This is a genomic window from Thermostichus sp. OS-CIW-30 (genome assembly GCF_054060215.1).
Genome location: NZ_JBSSCZ010000008.1, coordinates 1 through 21,187 on the forward strand (window position 1 = coordinate 1; position 21,187 = coordinate 21,187).

The following is a 21,187-nucleotide window of genomic DNA, read 5'->3' on the forward strand; positions in this document are numbered from 1 at the left end:
GTTCTCGTTTTGACAAATTGGCCAGGAACTTCTTGAGTTTTCTCTATCTCGTCAGTGCTCTCTTTTGGCTCAAATGAAAGATCAACACAACCTAGTACCGCGGCTTTGACCACCTCTAGGTACTGCGGATTTTGAGTGAGGGCCTGTGCTTTGGCTTGCAATTGACCGGCTTCCGCCTCCGCTTGAGAAATGATGGTGCGGGCATCTTGGCGGGCCTGCTCGATCTCAAATTGCTTTTGCGCCAGTTGATTTTCGGCAATGGCCTTTGCCTCAATGGCCGCTACAAAATCGGGATCGAAGTCCACATCCCGCAGCAGAAAATCCAAAACCTCGATGCCGTATTCCTTCAGCAGAAGAGCCACCTGTTCCCGAATTTGTCCTTGCAGCAGCGGGCGCTCCGTGGAATACAGAGCCTGGGCGGAAAAGCCGCTGGTCTCGTTCAGGATGACCGACCGAACAATGGGAGCGATGCGATCCAGGTAATTTTCCCCCAGTTGCGTATAGACCTTGGGGGCGTCCACAATGCGAAACTGCAGCGTCGCCTCAGCCGCAATCTGCTGCCCATCCTGAGAAAGAGCCACCAGCCGCGGCGCGTAGGCAGTCGGGTCGTTGTCCTTCCAGGTGAGGGCCTGCGTTTTTACATCGAAGGTAACCGTGCGCGAGACAAAAGGCGGCACCCAATGCAGACCTGGCTGCAAAGCCATCGGGCTCACCCCCCCTCCCCAGGTGAACACCACCATATTTTCTCCATTGCCCACCAGTCGCAGCGGCCTGCCCATCGCCACTAGGATCAATACGGCTCCGGCAAGGGTGGCCTTGGGCAACCAGCGACCAACTCGCCTTTCCCAACCTTCTGCTCGCATCTCCCCATCTCCTGCGCATGCAGCCATTCTCGCGGCTGTGGGGAAATGAGGCTGAGAAATCGCCGCTATCTTTTAAGTTTTCTCCAGGGATCCCGCGAGAGATCCCGCGCTTGCTTACCCACTGTTCTCAACGATGTCGAGTTCTCTACAAAGTTCACAAAAGATCACTTCATACTTTGCAAAGACCCGTGACGGACAGGCGAAAAGGGAAGAAGATTAAGACATAATAAAGATTTGGGTTGCCGTTCATGCTGTCCATTCCCGATTACGAGCGGCGGGACATCCAAGTGCCACTCTCGTGCATCCCCGTTGCCGCCCGGGCCTTGATCCGGCAGGGGGTATCCGTCTGCTGGCGGGAAGAGAGCCTGTCTGCCCTAATTCGTCTGGGATCCAAAGGAGCCGCCGACCGAGCCGCCATTCTGCTGGTGGAAATGAGCCTCATGGGCCAACCTGAGGAGCTAAAAAGCTGGCTGGAGATGTGCTGGCAACTGCCCGCTTGTCTCAGGGAACCGCTGCAGGTGTAGGGGTACCCTCTGTGGACGAATGCGGGATCGGCTCCTGTAGCTATTCCTCTGTAGCTACTCTGAACATGTCTAAGACATCCCCCGCCGCCTTGCCCTGCTAGCCTCTCTCCCACTTTGTTTGGGAAGCTGCAAGCTTTTTTGCTCGAATTCTACCGAGTTTGTACCCCAGACTACAGCGCTGCTCAATCCAATTGTGACCTCAAGGTTTGCACTCCCCGCCGCGACCAGCTTACCGCTCCAGACCGATCGGCTACGTAGAGGGGTCGTTGTTTCTGCCGGAACCAGGTGACCACCGTCTCGCCGACAGAGCCAGAGCTAATGCCCGCCTGCACCTGAAAGCGCTCCAGGAGATCCAAAATCAGGGATCCCCCGTCCCACCACAGCCAGTCGATCTGGGCCGGCATCAGCGGGGATCCGGTTAGCTCGGCTTGCACATGGGTGCCGGCAGAGCCCAGCAGCAGCCAATGGGATCCCTCAGCCTCCAGTGTCAACACCAGGGGATTAGTGTAGACAGCTTGCAGCCGCAGCCGCTCCGAGAAAGGCATCCGATCGCCTGGCTGCAACACTCGATAGGGGATCCCGGCAGCTTGCACAGCACTGAGGGAGCGCAGGTAACTTTCGGAAGCCGCATTGGCCCCTCCCCCATCCCAAAATTGCCCAATCGCGCTGGCGGGACGCAGTCCTTTGGAGAAAGCCGACAGCAGGATCTCCCAGCCGCCATTGGCAGAGCCGACAGAGGTCATGGCCACCGCCCCGTCCAGACGGTGCAAGCCCTGCTGCCGCAAAAAGGGCAACACCGTGCGTTCTGCCAAACGGGGATCCCCGCTGTTGAGCAAGAGGTGGCGTCCTTCCGCTTGAATGGCCAGGATGGGGATTCGCCCACTGGCCAGGGCGGTGATCTGAACGGCTGGCCCCGGCCACAACCCCGGCCCCAACAGGATCCCGACCAGGATCAAGGCAGTGCCCTGCCAGCGGAAAGCCCGTTGCCACCGTGGCCAAAAGGTCACGGCCACCAGCGCGCCGTAGAGGAGCAAGCACTGGAGCAGAGAAACTCCGCCGGTGTAGTAGGAGCTGAAGGGCCAACCGGCTATCCAGCTCACCCAGTTGATCAAAGGCGTGAGAAGCAGCCCTAGGGGCCTTGCCAGCAGGGATCCCAGCCCTGGAGAGAGTAAAGCCACAAAGGCCACCCCGAACCCCGCCACCAGCAGCGGCACCAGCAGAATCAGCAGCAGCGGGTTGGCCAGCAGCGAGTAGGTGGGGATGCGGCCAAAGATGGCCACTTGCAGCGGCAAGGTCCAGATCTGGGCTGCCAGCGGAACGGCCAAGGCGGTGGCCACAGCCGGAGGCAAAAAGTCCAGCCGGGAAACAATTGGGGCTGTTCCGACCAGCAGGCCCAGGGTGGCGGCAAAGCTGAGCTGAAACCCCAGGTCTGTAATCCACAGCGGCTCGTAGATTAAGAGCAAAACTGCCGCCACCAGTAGCGTCCCCAGGGGATTGAGCTTCACCTTTCCTTCCAGGCGCGGCTCCGTCAGCACCAGCATGGCCGCCGCCCCCATCAGTGCCGCTCGCAACACCGAAGGGCTGAACCCCGTGAGGGCGGTATAAAGCCCCAGCACCGCCAGGATGCTCCCCTGCTGCAGGCGCACCGCCAACCGCCGTGTTAGGACAAACACCACCCCCACCAACAGCGACACATGGAACCCAGAAGCGGCCAGCGCATGGGCCATGCCGATTTCCCGGAAGGCATCCTGCAAGTCGAAATCCAATTGGGCGGCCCGGGATCCCAGCACCAAGGAAGCCAACAGATTCCCCTGCCGCTCCCCCAATCCAGCAACGAACGCTTCCCGCACCCGCCGCCGCAACACCCAGCCCCCCCAACCTCTTCCCCCCGGCTGCGGGATCACCTCGCGAGCGCTGAAGCCGGCAAAAGCCCCCTGGCGCTGCAGGTAGGCTTGAAAATCGAAGCTGCCCGGGTTCAAGGCCGGACTGGGCAGGTACAGGGATCCCGTCAGGCGCACCCGTTGGTTGGGGTGCAGTTCCCCTCCTGGTGGGGCAAAGGACTCTGTCCGAGCAGCGCGAACGGGGCTGGTGGTGACATAGAGCTTGCCGGAGACCGGACGAGCCGTGGAGTTGGCTTCCAACACCTGCTCTGCTCTCAGCCAAAATTGCAGCCGTCCGCTGCGGGTGGGACGGGGTTCCGAGAGGACGGTGCCCACCAAGTTCATCTGCTGCTGGGGGGCCAACAGGCTGATATCCGTCGGCCCGGGAAAAGGCTGCCGCCAACCCAGGTAATTCCAAGCCAGACACCCCACCAGACCCATCGCCAGCCAAGTGCGGGCCAGACGCGGTTGCCGCCGGCACAGCAGGGATCCCGCCAGCCCCAATCCCAGCAGGATCCCCCAGCCCCACCCGGCAGCCTGGGGCCAAGCCCGCACCAGCAGGCCCAAGATCCAGCCCAACCCCAGCAGATAGGTTCTTTCCATGTGCCGCAGACCCGTCTGCCCCCCACTGTACCGATGTGGTCAAGCGGGATCCATTGCGTTGTCTTAACCTTGCTCGCCTGCCGAAAGAATTGTATTAAAGGATACTCTTTCTCGACCTTGGCAAAGGGAGTGTAGATTAGGGCTGGTCGCGCCAGCGGGATGTAGTCCTTGGCAGTTTCCTGCGCCGGCATCCTGAAAACGACCCTAAAACGACCCTAAGTTATCTGTCCCCTTCCCCGCTGTTTCCCCTAGACCCTATGCGCATCCGATCCATCCGCGTTCTCAGTGGCCCCAACTACTGGAGCATCCGTCGTCATAAGCTGATTCAAATGCGGCTTGATCTGGAAGACTTGCAGGAGCGACCCACCAACACCATCCCGGGTTTCAAAGAAAGGTTGGAGGCCCTGTTGCCGGGACTGTGGGAACACCAGTGCTCCCGCGGCTGCTATGGGGGATTCTTGCAACGGGTGGAAGAGGGCACCCTCATGGGCCATGTGGTGGAGCATGTGGCCTTGGAACTGCAGACTCTGGCCGGCATGAAAGTGGATTTTGGCCGCACCCGCGAAACCTCCACCCCCGGCACCTACAACGTCGTGTTCGAGTATCAAGAGGCAGAGGCCGGGCGCTTTGCGGCCAAAGCTGCAGTCTACCTCTGTCAGGCTTTGGTGGATGGAGAAGACTACCGCCGCGACCTAGAACTGGACATTCAAGAGTTGCGAGAGATCCGAGAGAACGTCCGCTTCGGCCCCAGCACCCAAGCTTTGCTGGACGAGGCCGCCCTGCGCGGGATCCCCTATCTGCGCCTCAACAAGGGATCCCTGGTGCAACTGGGGTACGGCGTCTACCAAAAGCGCATCGAAGCCACCACCACTGAAAAAACCAGCATCATTGCTGCCGACCTGGCCGCCGACAAGCGGGCCACCAAAGAACTGCTGCAGGACATGGGGATCCCGGTGCCCAAGGGCTATACGGTGCGTCGCTGCAGCGAGCTGGCAGCCACCATCGAGGATGTGGGGGGCTTTCCGGTGGTGATCAAGCCCCTCAACGCCAACCACGGCAAGGGCATCACCGTCAACATCACCAGCCTGGAAGCCGCCGAGATCGCCTACGATGCCGCCAGCCAATACTCCGATGTGGTGTTGGTGGAAAAGCACCTGGTGGGGGATGACTACCGACTGCTGGTGATCAACAACAAGCTGGTGGCTGTGGCCAAGCGGATCCCAGCCTATGTGGTGGGAGATGGCCGCTCCACCATTCAAGAGCTGATCGACGAAGTCAACAGGGATCCGCGGCGGGGGTTTGGCCACGAAAACGTGCTGACCCAAATTAGCGTTGATGACATGACCCTGCGTATCCTCGAAAGCAAAGGCTACACCCTGGATACGGTGCTGCCCAAAGGAGAACATTGCACCCTCAAATCCACCGCCAACCTGAGCACCGGAGGCATCGCCGTCGATTGCACCGATATCATCCATCCCTACAACGCCTTCATTGCCGAACGGGCAGCTCAGATCATCGGCCTGGATGTGGCGGGCATCGACCTCATCTGCCCGGACATTGCCCAGCCCGTCAACGAAACCGGGGGCGGCATTGTCGAGGTGAACGCTTCTCCGGGTTTGCGCATGCACCTGGCCCCCAGCGAAGGGATCCCGCGCAATGTGGCTGAGCCCATCATCGACATGCTCTTTCCCCCCGGCAGCCACACCCGCATCCCCATCCTGGCCGTCACCGGCACCAACGGCAAAACCACCACCACCCGCCTGATCGCCCACATCCTCAAAGGCATCGGCAAGCGGGTCGGCTTCACCACCACCGACGGCGTTTACATCCAAAACCATCAAATTGCCAAGGGAGACATGACCGGCCCCCACAGCGCCCGCCTGGTGCTCAGGGATCCCACCGTAGAAGTGGCGGTGCTGGAAACGGCGCGAGGCGGCATTTTGCGAGAGGGGCTGGGGTTTCCGGAATGCGATATTGGCGTGGTGCTCAACGTAACCTCAGATCACCTAGGGTTGGGGGATATCGAAACCCTAGAAGACATGGCCCGCGTCAAATCCGTCTTGGTGGAAGCGGTACACGAGCGGGGCTACGCTGTCTTGAATGCCGATGATGGTCTGGTGGCCGCCATGGCCGCCAATGTCAAGGCGACAGTGGCCTATTTCAGCATGAACCCGGAAAATCCCCTCATTCAAAAGCACATTGCTTCCGGGGGCATAGCAGCTGTCTATGAAGAGGGCCACATCTCAATTTTGAAACGGGGCTGGAAACTGCGCATAGAAGATGTAACCAAAATTCCCCTCACCCTCTCTGGCAAGGCCAGCTTCATGATCCAAAATGTGCTGGCCGCTACTTTGGCAGCCTTCCTGCACGGGGTTTCCATCGACGACATCCGCATGGCGCTGGGCACCTTCACCAGTTCTGTGGCCCAAACCCCTGGTCGCCTCAACTTGTTCGATGTGGGGGGCTACCAAGTGCTGGTTGACTATGCCCACAACCCAGCAGGTTACGAAGCCATTCAAAGTACCCTGGAGCGCTGGGATTGCCAACGAAAAATTGGGGTTATCGGCGGGCCTGGGGATCGGCGCAACAGCGACCTACGAGAGCTGGGAGTCTTGGCAGCGCGCATGTTCGACCGAGCCATTGTCAAAGAAGATGATGACCGGCGAGGACGGGAACCAGGCGAGGTGGCCGCCCTAATCCGGCAGGGTTGGGAACAGGAAAAGGCAGGGGATCGTCTGCAGGAAATCTTGGATGAGGCAACTGCTATCGAAACCGCTCTGGAGAAAGCCGAACCCGGAGACCTGGTGGTGATCTTTCCGGCGGATGTACAGCGCACCATCCAGATCATCACCCGCTTTCAAGACAAGCTCAACCCCAAACCCAGTTACCGTGGCTCCTCCTACAGCATCGGCCCAGATTTGATCTCCCCCAGCCCTGACGTCAAACTGTCTTAGGCTGGCTGCCGACAACTCCAGAGTGCTCTATGGCCTCCATTCCTGGACAGACATCGAGAATTGAGTGGGCGGAGGTGACCCATAAGTCCTCGGCGGCGATATCCTAAGTTTAGGCTGGCGGGGGCAGGGCAGTTTGTCTCTTCTCTTAGAAAGAAGCAGGTGTTCGGCTTGAGGGATCCCCGGCTTTCAAGGGGCCCTAAGCATCTCCAAAAAAAGCCTGAGGACGTCAGGGATCCAGACGTCAGGGATCCAAAAGGGCTTGAGGATCCTATCCCGCTAACGAGCAAGGACTCCGTCTCGCTGACATAATGGGAAGGTCGTTAGGGTAGTCGTGAACTTGGCAAGGTAGGAAAACAGCTCATGGACAGCGCTCTGCTTCAAGCGGCTCGCCAGATTTATCAATTTCATCTGCAGTATCGACCGGAAGTGCTGGAGCAACCTCCGCGGGGGGTAGTTATTCACCGCCGTACCCTGCGAGGGGATCTGATCTTTTCCGAGTTCCCCATCCTGCTGCCCCAGGAAACTTTTATTCCGCTGCAGCAATTGGAGCCGCTGCGGTGAGGCACAAGGAGCTACGCTGACAGAGCAGATCCTTCCTTTTTCTGCCTTTAGGGACTCCGTCCTGCCGACGCGATGGGAATGGCTGCCATGCTCGAGATTCTCCCCTACTGCACAACGCTCACATGATGTGGCTGAGCATGATGTGGCTGAGCAGCGCCGACGCCAACAGAATCTGGGAGCTGCGCCTGTTGGCCTGGGTGCTGGTACTGGTGCTGGGGGCCTGTGTGGGCAGCTTCTTGAACGTGGTGGTCTATCGCCTGCCGCAGGGTCTTTCTCTGCTCCATCCCGGATCCCATTGTCCAAGCTGCAAGACGCCGCTGGGCCCCACGGAGAACATTCCCATCCTAGGCTGGTTGTTGCTGCGCGGTCGCTGCCGCCATTGTGGAGCGCAGATTAGCTGGCGCTACCCTGCCGTTGAGGCGTTGACAATGGGCCTGTTTGCCCTCAGCATCGGCGCTTTGGGGTTTTCTGCCCAAGGGATCCTCACCTGCATCTTGTTGAGCTGGCTGTTGGCCCTGGCGCTCATCGATCTGGATACCTTTTTGCTGCCGGAGGAGCTGACCCGTTCAGGCCTGGTGGTGGGGCTTTTGGCCCGCCTGGCTCTGCCGTGGCTCCAGGGATCCGGATCCCTGGCCGCTACAGGCCTGTCACTGGTGGAAGGGATTGCAGGAGCTGTGCTGGGCCTCTGGCTGCTGGAGGGCATTGGCCTCTTGGCCCGTTGGGTCTTGGGGCGGGAGGCTATGGGCGGGGGAGATGGCAAGCTGTTGGCCCTGATCGGCATGTGGTTGGGCTGGCAGGGGGTGGTGGTGGCCCTTCTTTTGGGTTCCGGGTTTGGCCTGCTGGCTAGCTTGCTGGCCATGACCAAGGGGCGGGCCCGCCTGGGAAAGCCCATCCCCTTCGGCCCCTACTTGGCTATGGGCGGAGGGGTAGCCGCTCTAGCCGGATCCCAACTGGTGGAGGGCTACCTGCGCTGGCTTGACCTGGTGGGGTAGAGGGAACGTCCATTCAACATTGGATACTTCATGTTTCGGGATCTATGACTTCAAACTGATCGGGAAAAAGAATGAGATTAAAATATCGAAAACCTCCTACCAAGCTCAAATCCGGAACCGCTAAATCAACCGCATAGCCTTCAGTGGGATCTGAGTAACATTCCACAATGGATCCCTGAGTTCCAGCAGGAATAGTGGTCTCGCTGAAATACTCCTTGACATCTGCCACAGTTTTGACTCTACTGTATGGCTTGATTCTAGAAGTGGTTTTACTCATCATTGTGTACCTCTAGCCAATTGGTGACCAAACGAGGGATTAAACTTTCCTTATCAACCTGCCACACGGTCACTAAAGTGCCTTTTTTCTGATTGAGGCCCAAAATTTCAATCTTGACTCGATAGCGGCTTCCATAGGGTGTTGGAAACGGATCCCCGGCTAAGGCGCAAGGCAGAGCAGCAGTAACCTGTTGCAGAATGTGAGCAAATCCCACCCTTCTTCCCTCTGGTGTACTGACATCATAGCCAAGCTCTGCAAAGGCAATCCACTTGCCTTGATTTCCAGGATTAGCTGGATTCATAGAGTAATCAACGAACTTGGCAGGATCCACTGCTGCTTCAGAAGCCCTGGGCAAGGATCCGGCCATGGTTGCAGCTTTTGCCGACTTCACGTAAGGTCTAAGGACTCCGTCCCGCTGGCGCGAACAGTAGCCCAGACGTCTCACGCTAACCTGAAACAACCATATTAATTACTCCACCCCCTCGATCCGGTCTTCCACTTCCTGGTACAGCTCCTGCAGACGCTCGATATTGGCCTGGGAAGTCTGCCAGTAGCCACGCCCATGCACCTCCAGCAGGGATCCGACAATGCGCCGGAAGGAGTGGGGATTGAGGTTCATCAAGCGCTGCCGCATGGCCTCATCCTTGATGAAGGTCTCGTTGGTTTCTTCGTAGATCCAGTTGTCCACCGCGCCTGCCGTAGCTGACCAGCCGGAGGTGTTGACCAGCCGCTTGGCGATCTCCCGTACCCCTTCGTAGCCGTGCTTGAGCATCCCCTCATACCACTTGGGGTTGAGGAGCTTGGTGCGGGCGTCCAGACGGATGGTTTCGCTCAGGGTGCGGATCTGGGCGTTGGGCGTGGTGGTATCTGCCATGTAGGCCGAGGGGGCCTTGCCGTCGGGGCGCAGGCTTTGCACCAGCTTGGTGGGATCCGCGTCGAAGTAGTGGCTGACATCGGTCAGGCTGATCTCCGAGGAGTCCAGGTTCTGGAAGGTCACATCCACCGTCTTCAAGCTGGCTTCAAAAAGCTGTCGCATCTGCTGGTTGGGCAGGTTGGAGCCGAAGGCAAAGGACTTGCGGGATAGGTACATCTCCCGCAGCTCGCTTTCATCTTCCCAAGAGCTGTTTTCCACCGCCAGGTTGATGTTGGCGGAGTAGGATCCGGAAGCGTTGGAAAAGACCCGCGTTGCCGCCTGCTCCAACGTCAGCCCCAGTTCTTCTGCCTGCTGCAAGGCGTGCTTGCGCACAAAGTTCAGCTCCGGTGGCTCCACCGCTGCGGCCGCCAGCTTCACCGCCCGGTCGATCAGGTCCATCTGGTTAACAAACAGATCCCGGAACACCCCCGAGCAGTTCACCACCACATCAATGCGGGGCCGGCCCAGTTCCTCTAAGGGGATTAACTCCACCTTGTTCACCCGCCCCAGGGCATCGGGTTTGGGTCGCACCCCCAGCAAACACAGCACCTGCGCCAGCGACTCCCCGTAGGTCTTGATGTTGTCGGTGCCCCAGAGCACCACCGAGATGGTCTCCGGGTACTTGCCGCCGTTACTGCTCATCTCGCGAGCCAGCAGCCGTTCCACCACGATCTCCGCAGACTTAATCGCGGCTGCCGTGGGGATGGACTGGGGATCCAAAGCGTGGATGTTGCGCCCTGTCGGCAACACATTGGGGTTGCGGATGGGATCCCCTCCTGGCCCCGGCAAAATGTACTCCCCTTCCAAGGCCCGCAGCAGGGATCCCAGCTCATAATCTGCCGTAATTTGCTTGAGGCACTCCTCCAGAAATTCAAACAAGGGCTTCAAAAGATCCGGATCCACCTGGGGGTAGCCCGCTTCTTTTAGGACTGCCAACCAGGGGGCTTGCCGGCCCATGTTGAAAAAGTTGAGCTTGGCCACCCTAGAGACCCGCCCCTGGGCGTCGGTCTGCTCCTGCACCAGCGCCGCCACCGCCTTCTGGCAGGCCTTGTTGATGCGATCCAGCAGCTCCGTATCCGCCAGGTGTCCCCGATCCCGGTTGCGGTAGATCTCGTCGATATCCCGGCCCAGGCTTTGGGCAAGAATGCGGGGCAGGCCGAGGATCCCTTCTTCGGGGCGGTCAATGCTGGCAATGCTCACCAGGGTGGCAATCGCCTCCTCTGCCGTGGGGGGCGCTCCAATGACGTGCAGACCACAGGGCAACAGCCGCGACTCGATCTCCATGAGCTTGGCGTAGATCTTGCCCACCACCGTGTCCCGCTCTTCCAAGCTCAACTGGGCAGCATCCCCCGCAGGAAGATCCACATCCTTGTCCAGGTTCACCAGCCGCGCCTTGTCGCAGATGGCGTTGACGATGGCGATGCCCCGCGCCCCCTCCCGCAGGGTTTGGTAGGAGCCGATCATCTCCCGCAGCTCTTGCAGCCCCTTGTAGAGGCCGGCGTTTTCTGCCGGCGGCGTCAGGTAGCTGATGGTACAGGCGTAGCCCCGCCGCTTGGCAATAGTGGCCTCACTGGGGTTGTTGGCGGCGTAGTAGTACAGGTTGGGCAGGGATCCAATTAGATTATCCGGATAGCACTCGCCCGACATGCCGATCTGCTTGCCCGGCATAAACTCCAGGGATCCATGGGTGCCAAAGTGCAACACCGCATCCGCCCCCCACACTTTCTCCAGGTAGGTGTAGTAGGCGGCAAAGCCGTGGTGAGGGCTGGCTGACCTGGAAAAAAGCAGCCGCATGGGATCCCCTTCATAGCCGAAGGTGGGCTGCACCCCGATGAACACATTGCCAAAGTGCTTGCCGTAGATCAACAGATTTTGCCCATCGGTATTCAGGTGCCCCGGCGCTGGCCCCCAGTATTGCTCGATGGCTTTCACGTAGGGTGTCAGCGCCTCGTACTCCCGCACCGACAGTTTGGCGGCCACATTCAGCTCCGGGCTGGCGTACTGGGCCTGGGGATCGTGGAGGATGGACTCCATCAGCTCCTGCGGGGTTTTGGGCAGCTCTGGCCCCAGGTCGTAGCCGTTGTGGGCCAGGGCCTGCATCACCCGGTGAATAGAGGCAAATACATCCAGGTAGGCTGCTGTCCCCACATTGCCTTTGTCCGGTGGGAAGCTGAAGACGGTGATGGCGATCTTCTTCTCCAGCTTGGGCTTGCGCCGCAAATTGGCCCATTTAATGGCCCGCGCCGCGATCAGCTCGATCCGATCCTGCATTGCGTGAGCTTTGCCGGTGGCCGCATCCCGCCCTGAGAGGATGATGGGATCGATGGCCCCGTCCAGCTCGGGAATGGCAATCTGCAGAGCCACCTGCACCGGGTGCAGCCCCAGGTCGCTGGCAGCCCATTCCTCCGTCGATTGAAACACCAAGGGCAGCGCCACCATGTAGGGGCGATTCAGCCGTTGCAGCGCTTCCACCGCCTTGGGGTGATCCTGCCGCGCCGGCCCTCCCACCAGGGCAAACCCGGTTAGCGACACGACCACATCCACAATGGGCGCTGTCTTCTGCGCGTTCCAGAAAAACTCGTTCACTGGCTTGGAGAAATCTAGACCCCCGGCAAACACCGGCACCACCCGCGCCCCGCGCGACTCCAGCTCTTGCACCATGGCCACGTAGTGGGCATCATCCCCCGTCACCAGGTGGGTGCGCTGCAACACCAACCCCACGCAGGGAGCCAAGGGATCCTTCACCTCCTCTGGCAGATCCTCGCGGGCGTTGTACCAATCCCAATACTCCGCCAGGCTGGCAAACATCTGCGGCGCCAGCGGGTGCCAAATGCCCATTTCCAGATAGGTGACCGGCTCGGCAAACTTGACCTGATCCCGCATCCCCGGCAGGTAGCGATCCGCCAGCATCAGCAAAAAGTTCTCCAGGTTCTCGCGGGATCCGCCCAGCCAGTACTGGAAGCTAAGCATGAAGTTGCGGGCATCCTGGGCCTTGTCAAAGGGCAGGTACTTCAGCACCTTGGGCAGCGTCTGCAACAGCTTCAGCATCCCCTCCTGGAAGTTGGATCCCTGCTGGCGCTTGCGCATGAACTGGGCAATGGCGCTCTTGGACTGTCCCAGCTGCGCCATAGAAAAGGATCCCATCTTGTTCAGGCGCATCACCTCCGGCATGGAGGGAAACACCACCACCGCATCCAGCCGTTCCCGCAGGGGCTGCACCGCCTGCACCACCTTCTGGGCAATGTCTTCGATAAAAATCAGGGATCCGATAAAGACATTGGCCGTTTCCAAATCCCGCTTGAAGGCATCGTAGCCCGCCGGATCCCGCAGCTCCTCCACCAGATAGCCGGCCAGCTCCACCGCCAGCTTGGAGTTGTGGGCGTTGATGCGCTGCACAGCCGCCGTTAGGGCACTCTGATATTGCGGCTCCAACACCACATACACCACCTTCATCAAGCGGCGATCCCCCACCTCGGCAGGGGTAACGTGGCGGGTGATGGGCTTAACCAGAGTAAACATGCGGTCGCTCTCCGTCGTGCAATGCAAAAATTGGGTAAACCGGGGAAAGGATTCTGTCCTGCTAACGCGAAAGGACTCCGTCCCGCTGACGCGAAAAGACTCCGTCCCGCTGACGCGATAGGCAGGATCCCCTATTGTCTGTTTCCCGTTCTACCAGAGAAACGGATCCCTGCTGGGGGCATGGCGGCAAGGTCGTAATAACTCGCAATGATCGCTGAGGTACTGTAAAGGGGAAGAGGATCCCTTCCCCAGAGAGCGTCCCCTTCTAAGGATCCAATGGACTTCTCACCCCGCGCCCGCCTTTATTCAGCACATGGGTGTAAATCATGGTGGTTTTGACATCTTTGTGGCCCAACAATTCTTGGACGGTGCGGATGTCGTAGCCGTTTTGCAGGAGATGAGTGGCAAAACTATGGCGGAAGGTGTGGCAAGTAAACTACCCGACTCCGTACCGCTTTAGCGATACAGAGTAGGCTTTTAGTAGCCCTGGGCCTGCTCTGCTCTACCAGAGAACAAAACAGGCCCGAACCTCTAGGCTGGTTTACAGCAGCCCCAATCGACCGTTACCAGTGCCTTAAATAACCGTTTCTGGCGCCCGCAATGTTATTATAGCACAAGGCAAGTGAAGTCGCACATTCCTCCCGACACTGACTTTATGAGTACAGTGCGAGGCTCCTGCGATTTCTAGCTGACTTGCTCCAGGAGCTTTCTGGGTCTAGGTATAGGTGTGTTAATGCTCATTCAGCCAGATAAAAACCCTTTGGAGGTAATTATCGCTCAAAATGTTGACTATACAGACAAATTAGGGCAGCATTACACTAGGCGATGGAAAAGTCTGCTTCTTAGGTGATTATCAGTCATCTAGCTGCAGAAACACATGTTAGGCGACAGGGAGCTTTTAATGACGACCGAGTTGCTCTATCACCAACCAGTGGCACTGATCGCCATCGCGCTGCTTGCATGCATGGTGATCGCTGCGGGCTCGGGGTACAAACTCGGTCGCAGAGGACGCCAAGCACAAAACGAGCTGACGCGAATTCAGATCGGGAGCATTCAAGCGGCAACCCTGGGACTGCTTGCCCTTCTTCTTGGATTCACCTTCGCCATGGCGCTGTCCCGATTCGAGTACCGGAAGCTAGTTCGCAAAACGGCGGCGTTGTTTGCCGAGACGTTATGTGAAAGTGCGGCTCTGCATTCTACAAGTCAACAATTAATAATGTAATAATCTGAAAGGAAATCGCAATGCCATATCAAGCCGAAATTAGTCGAGCCAATCCGAGTTGTTTCTTGTTCCTCATTGACCAGTCGGGATCGATGTCAGACTCGTTCGGTGGTAGTGGGCCAAACAAAAGAAAAGCGGATGGTGTCTCCGATGCAATCAACAAGCTGCTTCAAAACTTAGTCATCAAGTGTGCCAAGAGCGATGGAGTTCGAGACTATTACTATGTTGGCGTAATTGGTTATGGTGCTTCAGTCGGTTCAGCCTTTATGGGCTCTCTCGCTGGCAAGGATTTATCACCCATTAGCCAAATCGCAAATTCACCGGCTCGAATCGAGGAGCGTAGCAAGAAAGTGGATGATGGAGCCGGCGGGCTCGTGGAACAGACTATCAAGTTCCCAATTTGGTTTGATCCCGTCGCTAACGGAGGAACTCCAATGTGCCAAGCATTAACGCAGGCCAAGACGATCGTTCAAGACTGGATTGCCCAGCACCCTTCCTGCTTTCCTCCCATTGTGATAAACATAACAGACGGTGAGGCGACAGATGGAAACCCTTCTGATGCTGCAAACGAAATCAAATCATTAGCGAGCTCTGATGGTAACGTTTTGCTATTCAATGTTCACTTGTCTTCTCAGAAGGCTAATCCTATTGAATTTCCAGACTCCGATAGCGGACTGCCCGATGAGTTTGCCCGCTTACTCTTCAGTATGTCGAGCATACTGCCAACACACATCCAGAATGCAGCAAAACAGGAAGGATATCATATCTCGGAGGCAAGCCGTGGGTTTGTTTTCAACGCTGATATCGTTTCGGTAATTCGTTTCTTGGATATTGGAACGCGTCCAAGCAATCTGCGCTAGTTTTGGAACCTATGAGACTCTCACTACACCATTTCTGGCTGCAAAAGCTTGGCAATGAAGAAGCCGATTACGAGGACGCTTTCGCCCCCAAAATAGATGGCATAATCGATCAGGAGACTTTTGCAATAGCTATTGCCGACGGTGCAACTGAGAGTTCTTTTGCATCCGATTGGGCTAAGATGCTCACTCGTGCTTTTGTCAAAGAACGCTTCACGAACATCCAGGCTCTGCAGGCCCGCACGGAAATATTATCGAAGCGATGGCACACTTTTGTAAACCGTAGACCATTGCCTTGGTTTGCAGAAGAAAAGGTTCGCCTTGGAGCCTTCGCAACGCTGCTCGGCGTCGAACTCACCTCAAACTCAAACGATTCAAACGAATCGGGATCTTGGTCAGCAATAGCAGTCGGTGACAGTTGTCTCTTTCAAGTCCGCAATGATGATCTTGTCCTCTCTTTTCCCATTTCCAGCGCAAGCGAATTTGGAAGTTCTCCGACTTTGCTTTCCACCAATTTGGCCCGCAATTCGCAACTCTGGGAGAAAGTCAAGCGCCAAACTGCAGAATGGCAATCAGGCGATCTCTTGCTACTTGCCACAGATGCCCTCGCGTGTTGGTTCCTCACCGAGCATGAGAACAATGAAAAGCCCTGGAACATTCTCTACGGTTTTACCGAGAATTCGTCGCCTCAGGAATCATTCAAAGCGTGGGCGAATGATGCGCGTCGTTCTACCCGCCTGAAAAATGATGACATCACCTTACTCTTAGTGAGGCTCTGAATTTGTTGTGCGATTACCAAGAGGCGATGAATACTTAGCTGCAGTTCAAAACCCCAGCACAGCTTTCAGCGATCCGGAATTAAAGGTTTCCATCCCAGATACTGATCAGTTCGGAATTCCTAAGCCTTACTCCGGAGGGTTCACAACCACATTTCATCTCCGAAATCATTCGCAACATTGGGCAGTCCGCTGTTTCACCAGAACCATTCCAGATTTGCAGAGACGCTATGAAGCTATTGGGCGGTTCCTGCAAACCTGTACAGACGGTTTTTTTGTAAAGGCCATTTGTCTTAATGAAGGAATTAGAGTTGGCAACCAGTGGCATCCCATCATAAAGATGCAGTGGCTCGATGGCGAAACTCTGAACACCTTCATCGACCGCAATATCTCTACGCCTGGAGAGATTTCTAAGCTCATTCCAGAGTTTGTCGATTTGGTGAAACGTCTCGAAAGCCTCAAAGTAGCTCACGGGGATCTCCAGCACGGTAATATTCTCGTCAAGCAAGGGAAGCTCTACCTTATTGATTATGATGGATTCTACCTCCCCGAACTCTCCAGCCTTAGGACAAATGAGATCGGACATCTTAACTATCAGCATCCTTCAAGAACCGCTGCTCATTACAATTCAACGATAGACCGGTTTTCGGCCATCGTGATATATCTCGGTCTTTCAGCGGTCGCCGCTTCGCCCCCTCTCTGGCGCAAGTACGACAACAGCGAGAATATCCTATTTCGCTCAAATGACTTTGCAGATGTCGATTCATCTCCACTTCTCATTGACATTTCTAAAATCTCCCAACTTGCCCCTCTTGTGGAGAGATTCAGGGGCGTTTGCAGGCTCGAATTCGATAAAGTTCCGTCTCTTGATCAGTTCATTTCTGGCAACTTCACCTTTCCAAAGATCACAGTCCGCCCTCCCGCTCCAGCCGTTACTGTTCCCCAAAGGCGCAGCCAGTATCCAGTCATTGACGCTTCTCTTTCTGGCTCACTCTCAGAACATATCGGCGACCGGGTGGAAGTAATCGGACTGATTACCGATTACCATTCTGCACAAAATAAGCACGGACAACCTTACATATTCCTCAACTTCGGTTCTTACCCACACCAAACCTTTACACTTGTTTTGTGGTCTACTTCCCTGGCTGCGTTCCGCCGTGATAAAGTTGATCCTCTTTCTCTCGTTCACAAGTGGGTCAAAGTTACTGGCGTAATTGGTAGGTATCGGGACAGACTGCAGATGACAATTGAACTTCCGTCTCAAGTTCAAATATTGTCAGGCGAGGAAGAAGCTCGCCAATGGCTTGGAGTCAAGCCGTCTGTATCGCCATCTCCACAGATTCGACGCCCAATTTCACAACCTGACGAATCAGTTTTTAATACTATCTATTCGGGCAAACGTGCTACTCCTAGTGGTACTCAGTCATCGACCACATCTCCGTCAAAGAAATTTGATTCTTCACTTTTTAATACTATCTATTCGGGCAAACGTGCTACTCCTAGTGGTACTCAGTCATCGACCACATCTCCGTCAAAGAAATTTGATTCTTCACTTTTTAATACTATCTATTCGGGCAGACGTGCTACTCCTGGTGGTACTCCGTCATCGACCACATCTCCGTCAAAGAAATTTGATTCTTCCCACGGCATCCTTGGCGGATTAATACTCGGAATCGTCGGTGCATTAGTTTTGGGTTTCTGGGGTTTCGTGGCAGGCGCCGTGCTCGGTTACCAAATTGGCAAGCGATTATGAAAGGACAACACACTCTATGAGCTGGCGATTCAGAAAAATCTTCCGTTGGGGTCCATTCCGCACCACTTGGACAAAACGAGGCTGGGGATCCTGATGCTTTTGGGGCTGATGGGTTACCCAACATAACAAGTCACTGCACCCGACTTGATGCTAATCTTTGAACAGTACCCAAACCTACTGGCGGCGGGTGAGTTTAGCCGTTAGCCAGCGCGACTTAATCTCAAGTGTAATAATATCCAACATCGAGGAGTTGGAAAGATGAACACAGTGATTACCATTCCTCTGGATGCAGATACAGCGAGACTTTACAGTCAAATTCCTGCTGACCTGCAAAGAAAGTTTCAGTTGTTACTTAACCTTTGGCTGCGCGACCTTATCGTACCACCGCGTCCCCTTCAGGTTGTCATAGATGAAATCAGCCAAAAAGCACAGGAGTGTGGCTTAACTCCTGAGATACTGGAATCTCTGCTGAATGTCGAATGAACCATGCTTTGTTTTTGATACCAATGTTGTTATCAGTGCGCTCCTGTTGAGATGTTCTGTCACTCGTCAAGTCTTTGACAGGGCAACACAGAGAGGCAAATTGCTTATCTCACGTGTGACCGTTGAAGAATTGAGCGATGTCCTGCGGCGCAAAGGATTTGAAAGGTATATAACCGAGGAAGAACGGATGGAGTTCTTGAGCACTTTTGTTAGAGATGGCGTCTTGGTGGAGATTGTAGAGCGCGTGGCGACGTGTCGTGATCCCAAAGACGACAAGTTTCTTGAACTGGCTGTTAATGGCAAGGCAAGATGTGCGTGCCGTTAGATGTACCCAGAGACAAGATAATGAGCAAGCTCAAATGCCCTCATTGCGGGAACCCAGGGATCCCTGTCCTCTGCAAGGTGTGCCTCGGCTCAACTGTGCCTGCGACCTGCAAAGCGTTATGAATCTTTGTTTGAGTCGTAATTGAGAGGAAATAGGTGAGCTATAATTCCTAATGGACTTTTCTTTTCATTGCAGGTTGGGTAATGCAAAAACAGGAAGTCCTTACATTACTGGCAAATCACCAGAACACTCTGAAGGACTTTGGCGTAAAGTCTCTAATGCTCTTTGGTTCAGTAGCAAGGGATGAAGCGCAAACAGACAGTGATATCGATCTGCTAGTAGAGTTTGACCGTCCAGTTGGATTGTTCACTTTTGCACGCTTGAAACGATATCTAGAGGAAATTTTAGAGAGTCCGGTTGATCTAGGTACGCCTGACTCCCTCAAGCCCTATCTGCAAGAATCCGTTCTCCGGGAGGTGGTTCGTGCCTTCTAGAGATTGGCAGAACAGAGTAAGATCGGAAATAGAGGCAATTAAGTTAGATGAGGATCCCTCTGGGCCAGGATATATGGTTGTTTCAGACTGCAGGAAAGCAACTTGGGGATCCCAGGTTCCCCTAGTCTGCTTTGGGAGACAGATAAGGGGTATGTTTGTGTTGGCCGGTTAGAGATCGAAGGCAGGGCAAATGTCCCAGACTTATTCGGAATGACTATCGCAAACGGAGCTATTGTACTGGCTACCGTCTCATCGCCATTTGAATTGACTATAAGTAAACACACAAGCTCTCAAGCACGGGGGGGCAACGGTGGGCATTGGATCCCGGGAACCAGGGATTCCAGCAAGCCGCTACAGGCATCCCAGAGCAGCTCGATCACGTAATGGAATCCAGCCTCACCCCCGTAGTAGGGATCCGGAACTTCTTCGTCAGAATGAGAGCGGCAATAGCTGCATATCAGGCGCACTTTCTCGGCATATTTTCCCTGGGGATCCAAGCTGAGAATGTCGCGGTAATTTTGTCGATCCATAGCCAGGATCAGGTCAAACTCGCGCAGGTCGGCAGGTCGAATCTGGCGGGCCTTGCCTTGTAGCTCTAGGCCATAGCATCGGGCTGCTTGTTGCATGCGCCTATCTGGGGGGCTGCCGATGTGATAGGCTGCCGTACCTGCTGAGTCGCAGAGAATCGCTTCCGAAAGGCCGCTGCTGCGCAAAAGGTGATTGGTGATGCCCTCAGCAGTGGGAGAACGACAGATGTTGCCCAGACAGACAAACAGAAGCTTTTGGCTCATGGCAACCTCCCCATCGGATCCCATGTGTGGGCCCACCACAGGATGTATCCGCCTGCAACAGCGGGACGGATTCCCTTTCTATTTTCCACCAAGAGCCGCTGCAATGTTTTGCCGGCGGCTATCGTAACATTGCAGATTTAATTGAACCGACAAGGGATCCCCAGGCACTGCTGCAATAGCTTCAGGTACTCTTGTCCATCCATGAGAAAAGCACCAAAACGGGCCAGGTGCGGGTTCATCAACTGAGCGTCGAAGAGGCGAAAGCCCCGCTCCCGTAAGTGCTCCACCAACTTCACCAAGGCCACCTTCGAGCCGTTGGGGATGCGGTAGAACATCGACTCGCCGATAAACGCCGCTCCAAGGGCAATACCCAGGATCCCGCCTGCCAAGGTCTCTCCCTGCCAGGTTTCAAAGCTGTGGGCAAAGCCAGACCGGTGCAGAGCTGCGTAAATCTGCTTCAGCTCGGGGCTAATCCAGGTTTGGGGACGAGCGGCACAGCCCTCTACCACCTGCTCAAAAGCGCAGTTCAGCCGCACCTGAAAGCGACCGCTGCGCACCAAGGGCCGCAACGAACGGGGGCAGTGAAATCGCTCATCGAGGGGGATCACCGCGTGCCGGTCGGTGCCGTACCAGGCCAGGGATCCCGTCTCTTCGTCGGCCATCAGAAAGTAGCCTTGGGCATAGCCTGACAAAATGGTGGCCAGATCCACCTGCATTGCCTCAGTTGCGCTCCTCAAGATTGCCATTCTGCAGAGAGGCTGGCAAAATCCCCCCCATTGGCCCTGGGGTGACAATCCACACAGCCGCTCACCCGCACAGGAGTGGGAAACTCCACTTGCAGATGCAGGGCACGGAAATAGCGAGAATCTGCCAAGCGATAGGGCACCTGTTCCCCCTGTCGCAGGGGCCGGGAGTTGGGCCGCAAATAGCCCCAGGCCAGTTGTAAAGCCACGCCGCTCAGGGGCTGGATCTGCTGGCCATAGTGGTTGGGATCCTGCAGCAGCCGTCGCCAGGTTTCAGTGGGCAACACTTGGGCGGGCAACGCCACATGGCAACTGCCACAACTGCGCACATATTGAGCTTGCTCCAGTTGGGCTTGAGTCAGGCCCTGCTGCGCTTGTGCTCCCAGGTTCTGCGCTGATCCCGCCAGCAGGGATCCCATAAACCCGGCCAGGATGACTACCATGCTGCAAATCCAAAACCGCCGGCGTCGTCCTTGCAAAGGAGCCATGCTCTCACACCCACTGCCCATGCTTTCCCACTCTAGACCCACTCTAGATCAGGTGGCCGCTCGCCACAGTGGGACGGAGTCCATAAGATCCGGCCTCAACTGCTGGGATCGACTTGATCGACTTGGCCTATTTTTGGAGGAGCTTGAGAGATCGCGGATCTCCTGCTGC

The 21,187-nt window shown here is 56.2% G+C and carries 17 protein-coding genes and 2 pseudogenes; 11 read left to right on the forward strand and 8 right to left on the reverse strand.

Annotated elements, in window-relative coordinates; genetic code table 11:
- Positions 1-260: 260 nt before the first annotated feature.
- A pseudogene (locus tag ACVWZF_RS04600) lies at positions 261-890 on the reverse strand (prohibitin family protein); the annotation flags it as partial.
- Between the two features lie 221 nt (positions 891-1,111).
- Between ACVWZF_RS04600 and ACVWZF_RS04605 the strand changes: the two are divergent.
- Positions 1,112-1,387 carry a hypothetical protein gene (locus ACVWZF_RS04605; protein WP_414406893.1) on the forward strand — a complete coding sequence of 92 codons (276 nt, stop codon included), beginning with the start codon at positions 1,112-1,114 and terminating at the stop codon, positions 1,385-1,387.
- Between the two features lie 182 nt (positions 1,388-1,569).
- On the opposite strand, the gene ACVWZF_RS04610 is transcribed toward ACVWZF_RS04605, so the two are convergent.
- Positions 1,570-3,870 (reverse strand): ComEC/Rec2 family competence protein, encoded by a 2,301-nt coding sequence (locus tag ACVWZF_RS04610; RefSeq protein ID WP_457410974.1) that lies wholly within the window; start codon positions 3,868-3,870, stop codon positions 1,570-1,572.
- Positions 3,871-4,127: 257 nt separating this feature from the next.
- On the opposite strand from ACVWZF_RS04610, the gene cphA reads away from it, so the two are divergent.
- From cphA to ACVWZF_RS04625, 3 genes are all read left to right on the forward strand, one after another.
- Positions 4,128-6,824 (forward strand): cyanophycin synthetase, encoded by a 2,697-nt coding sequence (gene cphA / locus ACVWZF_RS04615; RefSeq protein WP_457402131.1) that lies wholly within the window; start codon positions 4,128-4,130, stop codon positions 6,822-6,824.
- A gap of 360 nt (positions 6,825-7,184) precedes the next feature.
- Positions 7,185-7,385, forward strand: coding sequence for a hypothetical protein (locus ACVWZF_RS04620; protein WP_011432545.1), 201 nt, complete (start codon positions 7,185-7,187; stop codon positions 7,383-7,385).
- Between the two features lie 122 nt (positions 7,386-7,507).
- Complete coding sequence (locus tag ACVWZF_RS04625; protein ID WP_457410976.1) at positions 7,508-8,377, forward strand: prepilin peptidase; 870 nt, start codon at positions 7,508-7,510, stop codon at positions 8,375-8,377.
- Between the two features lie 269 nt (positions 8,378-8,646).
- Here ACVWZF_RS04625 and ACVWZF_RS04630 read toward each other — a convergent pair whose 3' ends face one another.
- From ACVWZF_RS04630 to ACVWZF_RS04640, 3 genes and pseudogenes are all read right to left on the reverse strand, one after another.
- On the reverse strand, positions 8,647-9,021 hold the full coding sequence (locus tag ACVWZF_RS04630; protein WP_414330567.1) for a DUF6883 domain-containing protein: 375 nt from the start codon (positions 9,019-9,021) through the stop codon (positions 8,647-8,649).
- Between the two features lie 102 nt (positions 9,022-9,123).
- Positions 9,124-13,086, reverse strand: a complete 3,963-nt coding sequence (locus ACVWZF_RS04635; RefSeq protein WP_457410977.1) for a magnesium chelatase subunit H — start codon at positions 13,084-13,086, stop codon at positions 9,124-9,126.
- A gap of 265 nt (positions 13,087-13,351) precedes the next feature.
- Positions 13,352-13,519 (reverse strand): annotated as a pseudogene (locus tag ACVWZF_RS04640) (tyrosine-type recombinase/integrase); the annotation flags it as partial.
- Positions 13,520-13,987: 468 nt separating this feature from the next.
- Between ACVWZF_RS04640 and ACVWZF_RS04645 the strand changes: the two are divergent.
- From ACVWZF_RS04645 to ACVWZF_RS04675, 7 genes are all read left to right on the forward strand, one after another.
- Positions 13,988-14,308 carry a hypothetical protein gene (locus ACVWZF_RS04645; protein ID WP_457402126.1) on the forward strand — a complete coding sequence of 107 codons (321 nt, stop codon included), beginning with the start codon at positions 13,988-13,990 and terminating at the stop codon, positions 14,306-14,308.
- 20 nt (positions 14,309-14,328) lie between these two features.
- The gene (locus ACVWZF_RS04650) at positions 14,329-15,168 is read left to right on the forward strand and encodes a VWA domain-containing protein (protein ID WP_457410979.1); all 840 of its coding nucleotides are present in this window, start codon (positions 14,329-14,331) and stop codon (positions 15,166-15,168) included.
- Between the two features lie 11 nt (positions 15,169-15,179).
- Complete coding sequence (locus ACVWZF_RS04655; protein WP_414388693.1) at positions 15,180-15,944, forward strand: protein phosphatase 2C domain-containing protein; 765 nt, start codon at positions 15,180-15,182, stop codon at positions 15,942-15,944.
- A gap of 337 nt (positions 15,945-16,281) precedes the next feature.
- Positions 16,282-17,694, forward strand: a complete 1,413-nt coding sequence (locus ACVWZF_RS04660; protein WP_457410980.1) for a hypothetical protein — start codon at positions 16,282-16,284, stop codon at positions 17,692-17,694.
- A 258-nt stretch (positions 17,695-17,952) separates the two neighbouring features.
- A complete protein-coding gene (locus ACVWZF_RS04665; protein ID WP_414418970.1) occupies positions 17,953-18,177 on the forward strand; it encodes a hypothetical protein in 225 nt (74 codons plus the stop codon).
- A complete protein-coding gene (locus ACVWZF_RS04670) occupies positions 18,167-18,502 on the forward strand; it encodes a putative toxin-antitoxin system toxin component, PIN family (RefSeq protein WP_414329508.1) in 336 nt (111 codons plus the stop codon). The genes ACVWZF_RS04665 and ACVWZF_RS04670 overlap by 11 nt, the downstream gene beginning before the upstream one ends.
- Before the next feature lie 203 nt (positions 18,503-18,705).
- Positions 18,706-18,996 (forward strand): nucleotidyltransferase family protein, encoded by a 291-nt coding sequence (locus tag ACVWZF_RS04675; protein ID WP_011432542.1) that lies wholly within the window; start codon positions 18,706-18,708, stop codon positions 18,994-18,996.
- Positions 18,997-19,286: 290 nt separating this feature from the next.
- Here ACVWZF_RS04675 and ACVWZF_RS04680 read toward each other — a convergent pair whose 3' ends face one another.
- From ACVWZF_RS04680 to ACVWZF_RS04690, 3 genes are all read right to left on the reverse strand, one after another.
- Positions 19,287-19,787: a low molecular weight protein-tyrosine-phosphatase gene (locus tag ACVWZF_RS04680; protein ID WP_457410982.1), complete on the reverse strand. Its 501-nt coding sequence runs from the start codon at positions 19,785-19,787 to the stop codon at positions 19,287-19,289.
- Between the two features lie 137 nt (positions 19,788-19,924).
- A complete protein-coding gene (gene aat, locus ACVWZF_RS04685) occupies positions 19,925-20,503 on the reverse strand; it encodes a leucyl/phenylalanyl-tRNA--protein transferase (protein WP_457384896.1) in 579 nt (192 codons plus the stop codon).
- 17 nt (positions 20,504-20,520) lie between these two features.
- Positions 20,521-20,973, reverse strand: a complete 453-nt coding sequence (locus ACVWZF_RS04690) for a hypothetical protein (protein ID WP_457384875.1) — start codon at positions 20,971-20,973, stop codon at positions 20,521-20,523.
- Positions 20,974-21,187: the final 214 nt, after the last annotated feature.

Excerpts from the sequence above, each read along its gene's own strand:
- ACVWZF_RS04670 (WP_414329508.1), top strand. The coding sequence starts at position 18,167 with ATGTCGAATGAACCATGCTTTGTTTTTGATACCAATGTTGTTATCAGT.
- ACVWZF_RS04665 (WP_414418970.1), top strand. The coding sequence starts at position 17,953 with ATGAACACAGTGATTACCATTCCTCTGGATGCAGATACAGCGAGACTT.
- ACVWZF_RS04650 (WP_457410979.1), top strand. The coding sequence starts at position 14,329 with ATGCCATATCAAGCCGAAATTAGTCGAGCCAATCCGAGTTGTTTCTTG.
- ACVWZF_RS04645 (WP_457402126.1), top strand. The coding sequence starts at position 13,988 with ATGACGACCGAGTTGCTCTATCACCAACCAGTGGCACTGATCGCCATC.
- ACVWZF_RS04675 (WP_011432542.1), top strand. The coding sequence starts at position 18,706 with ATGCAAAAACAGGAAGTCCTTACATTACTGGCAAATCACCAGAACACT.
- ACVWZF_RS04625 (WP_457410976.1), top strand. The coding sequence starts at position 7,508 with ATGATGTGGCTGAGCATGATGTGGCTGAGCAGCGCCGACGCCAACAGA.
- ACVWZF_RS04660 (WP_457410980.1), top strand. The coding sequence starts at position 16,282 with ATGCAGTGGCTCGATGGCGAAACTCTGAACACCTTCATCGACCGCAAT.
- ACVWZF_RS04620 (WP_011432545.1), top strand. The coding sequence starts at position 7,185 with ATGGACAGCGCTCTGCTTCAAGCGGCTCGCCAGATTTATCAATTTCAT.
- aat (WP_457384896.1), bottom strand. The coding sequence starts at position 20,503 with ATGCAGGTGGATCTGGCCACCATTTTGTCAGGCTATGCCCAAGGCTAC.
- ACVWZF_RS04630 (WP_414330567.1), bottom strand. The coding sequence starts at position 9,021 with ATGGCCGGATCCTTGCCCAGGGCTTCTGAAGCAGCAGTGGATCCTGCC.
- ACVWZF_RS04680 (WP_457410982.1), bottom strand. The coding sequence starts at position 19,787 with ATGAGCCAAAAGCTTCTGTTTGTCTGTCTGGGCAACATCTGTCGTTCT.
- ACVWZF_RS04655 (WP_414388693.1), top strand. The coding sequence starts at position 15,180 with ATGAGACTCTCACTACACCATTTCTGGCTGCAAAAGCTTGGCAATGAA.
- ACVWZF_RS04610 (WP_457410974.1), bottom strand. The coding sequence starts at position 3,870 with ATGGAAAGAACCTATCTGCTGGGGTTGGGCTGGATCTTGGGCCTGCTG.
- ACVWZF_RS04605 (WP_414406893.1), top strand. The coding sequence starts at position 1,112 with ATGCTGTCCATTCCCGATTACGAGCGGCGGGACATCCAAGTGCCACTC.
- ACVWZF_RS04690 (WP_457384875.1), bottom strand. The coding sequence starts at position 20,973 with ATGGTAGTCATCCTGGCCGGGTTTATGGGATCCCTGCTGGCGGGATCA.
- ACVWZF_RS04635 (WP_457410977.1), bottom strand. The coding sequence starts at position 13,086 with ATGTTTACTCTGGTTAAGCCCATCACCCGCCACGTTACCCCTGCCGAG.
- cphA (WP_457402131.1), top strand. The coding sequence starts at position 4,128 with ATGCGCATCCGATCCATCCGCGTTCTCAGTGGCCCCAACTACTGGAGC.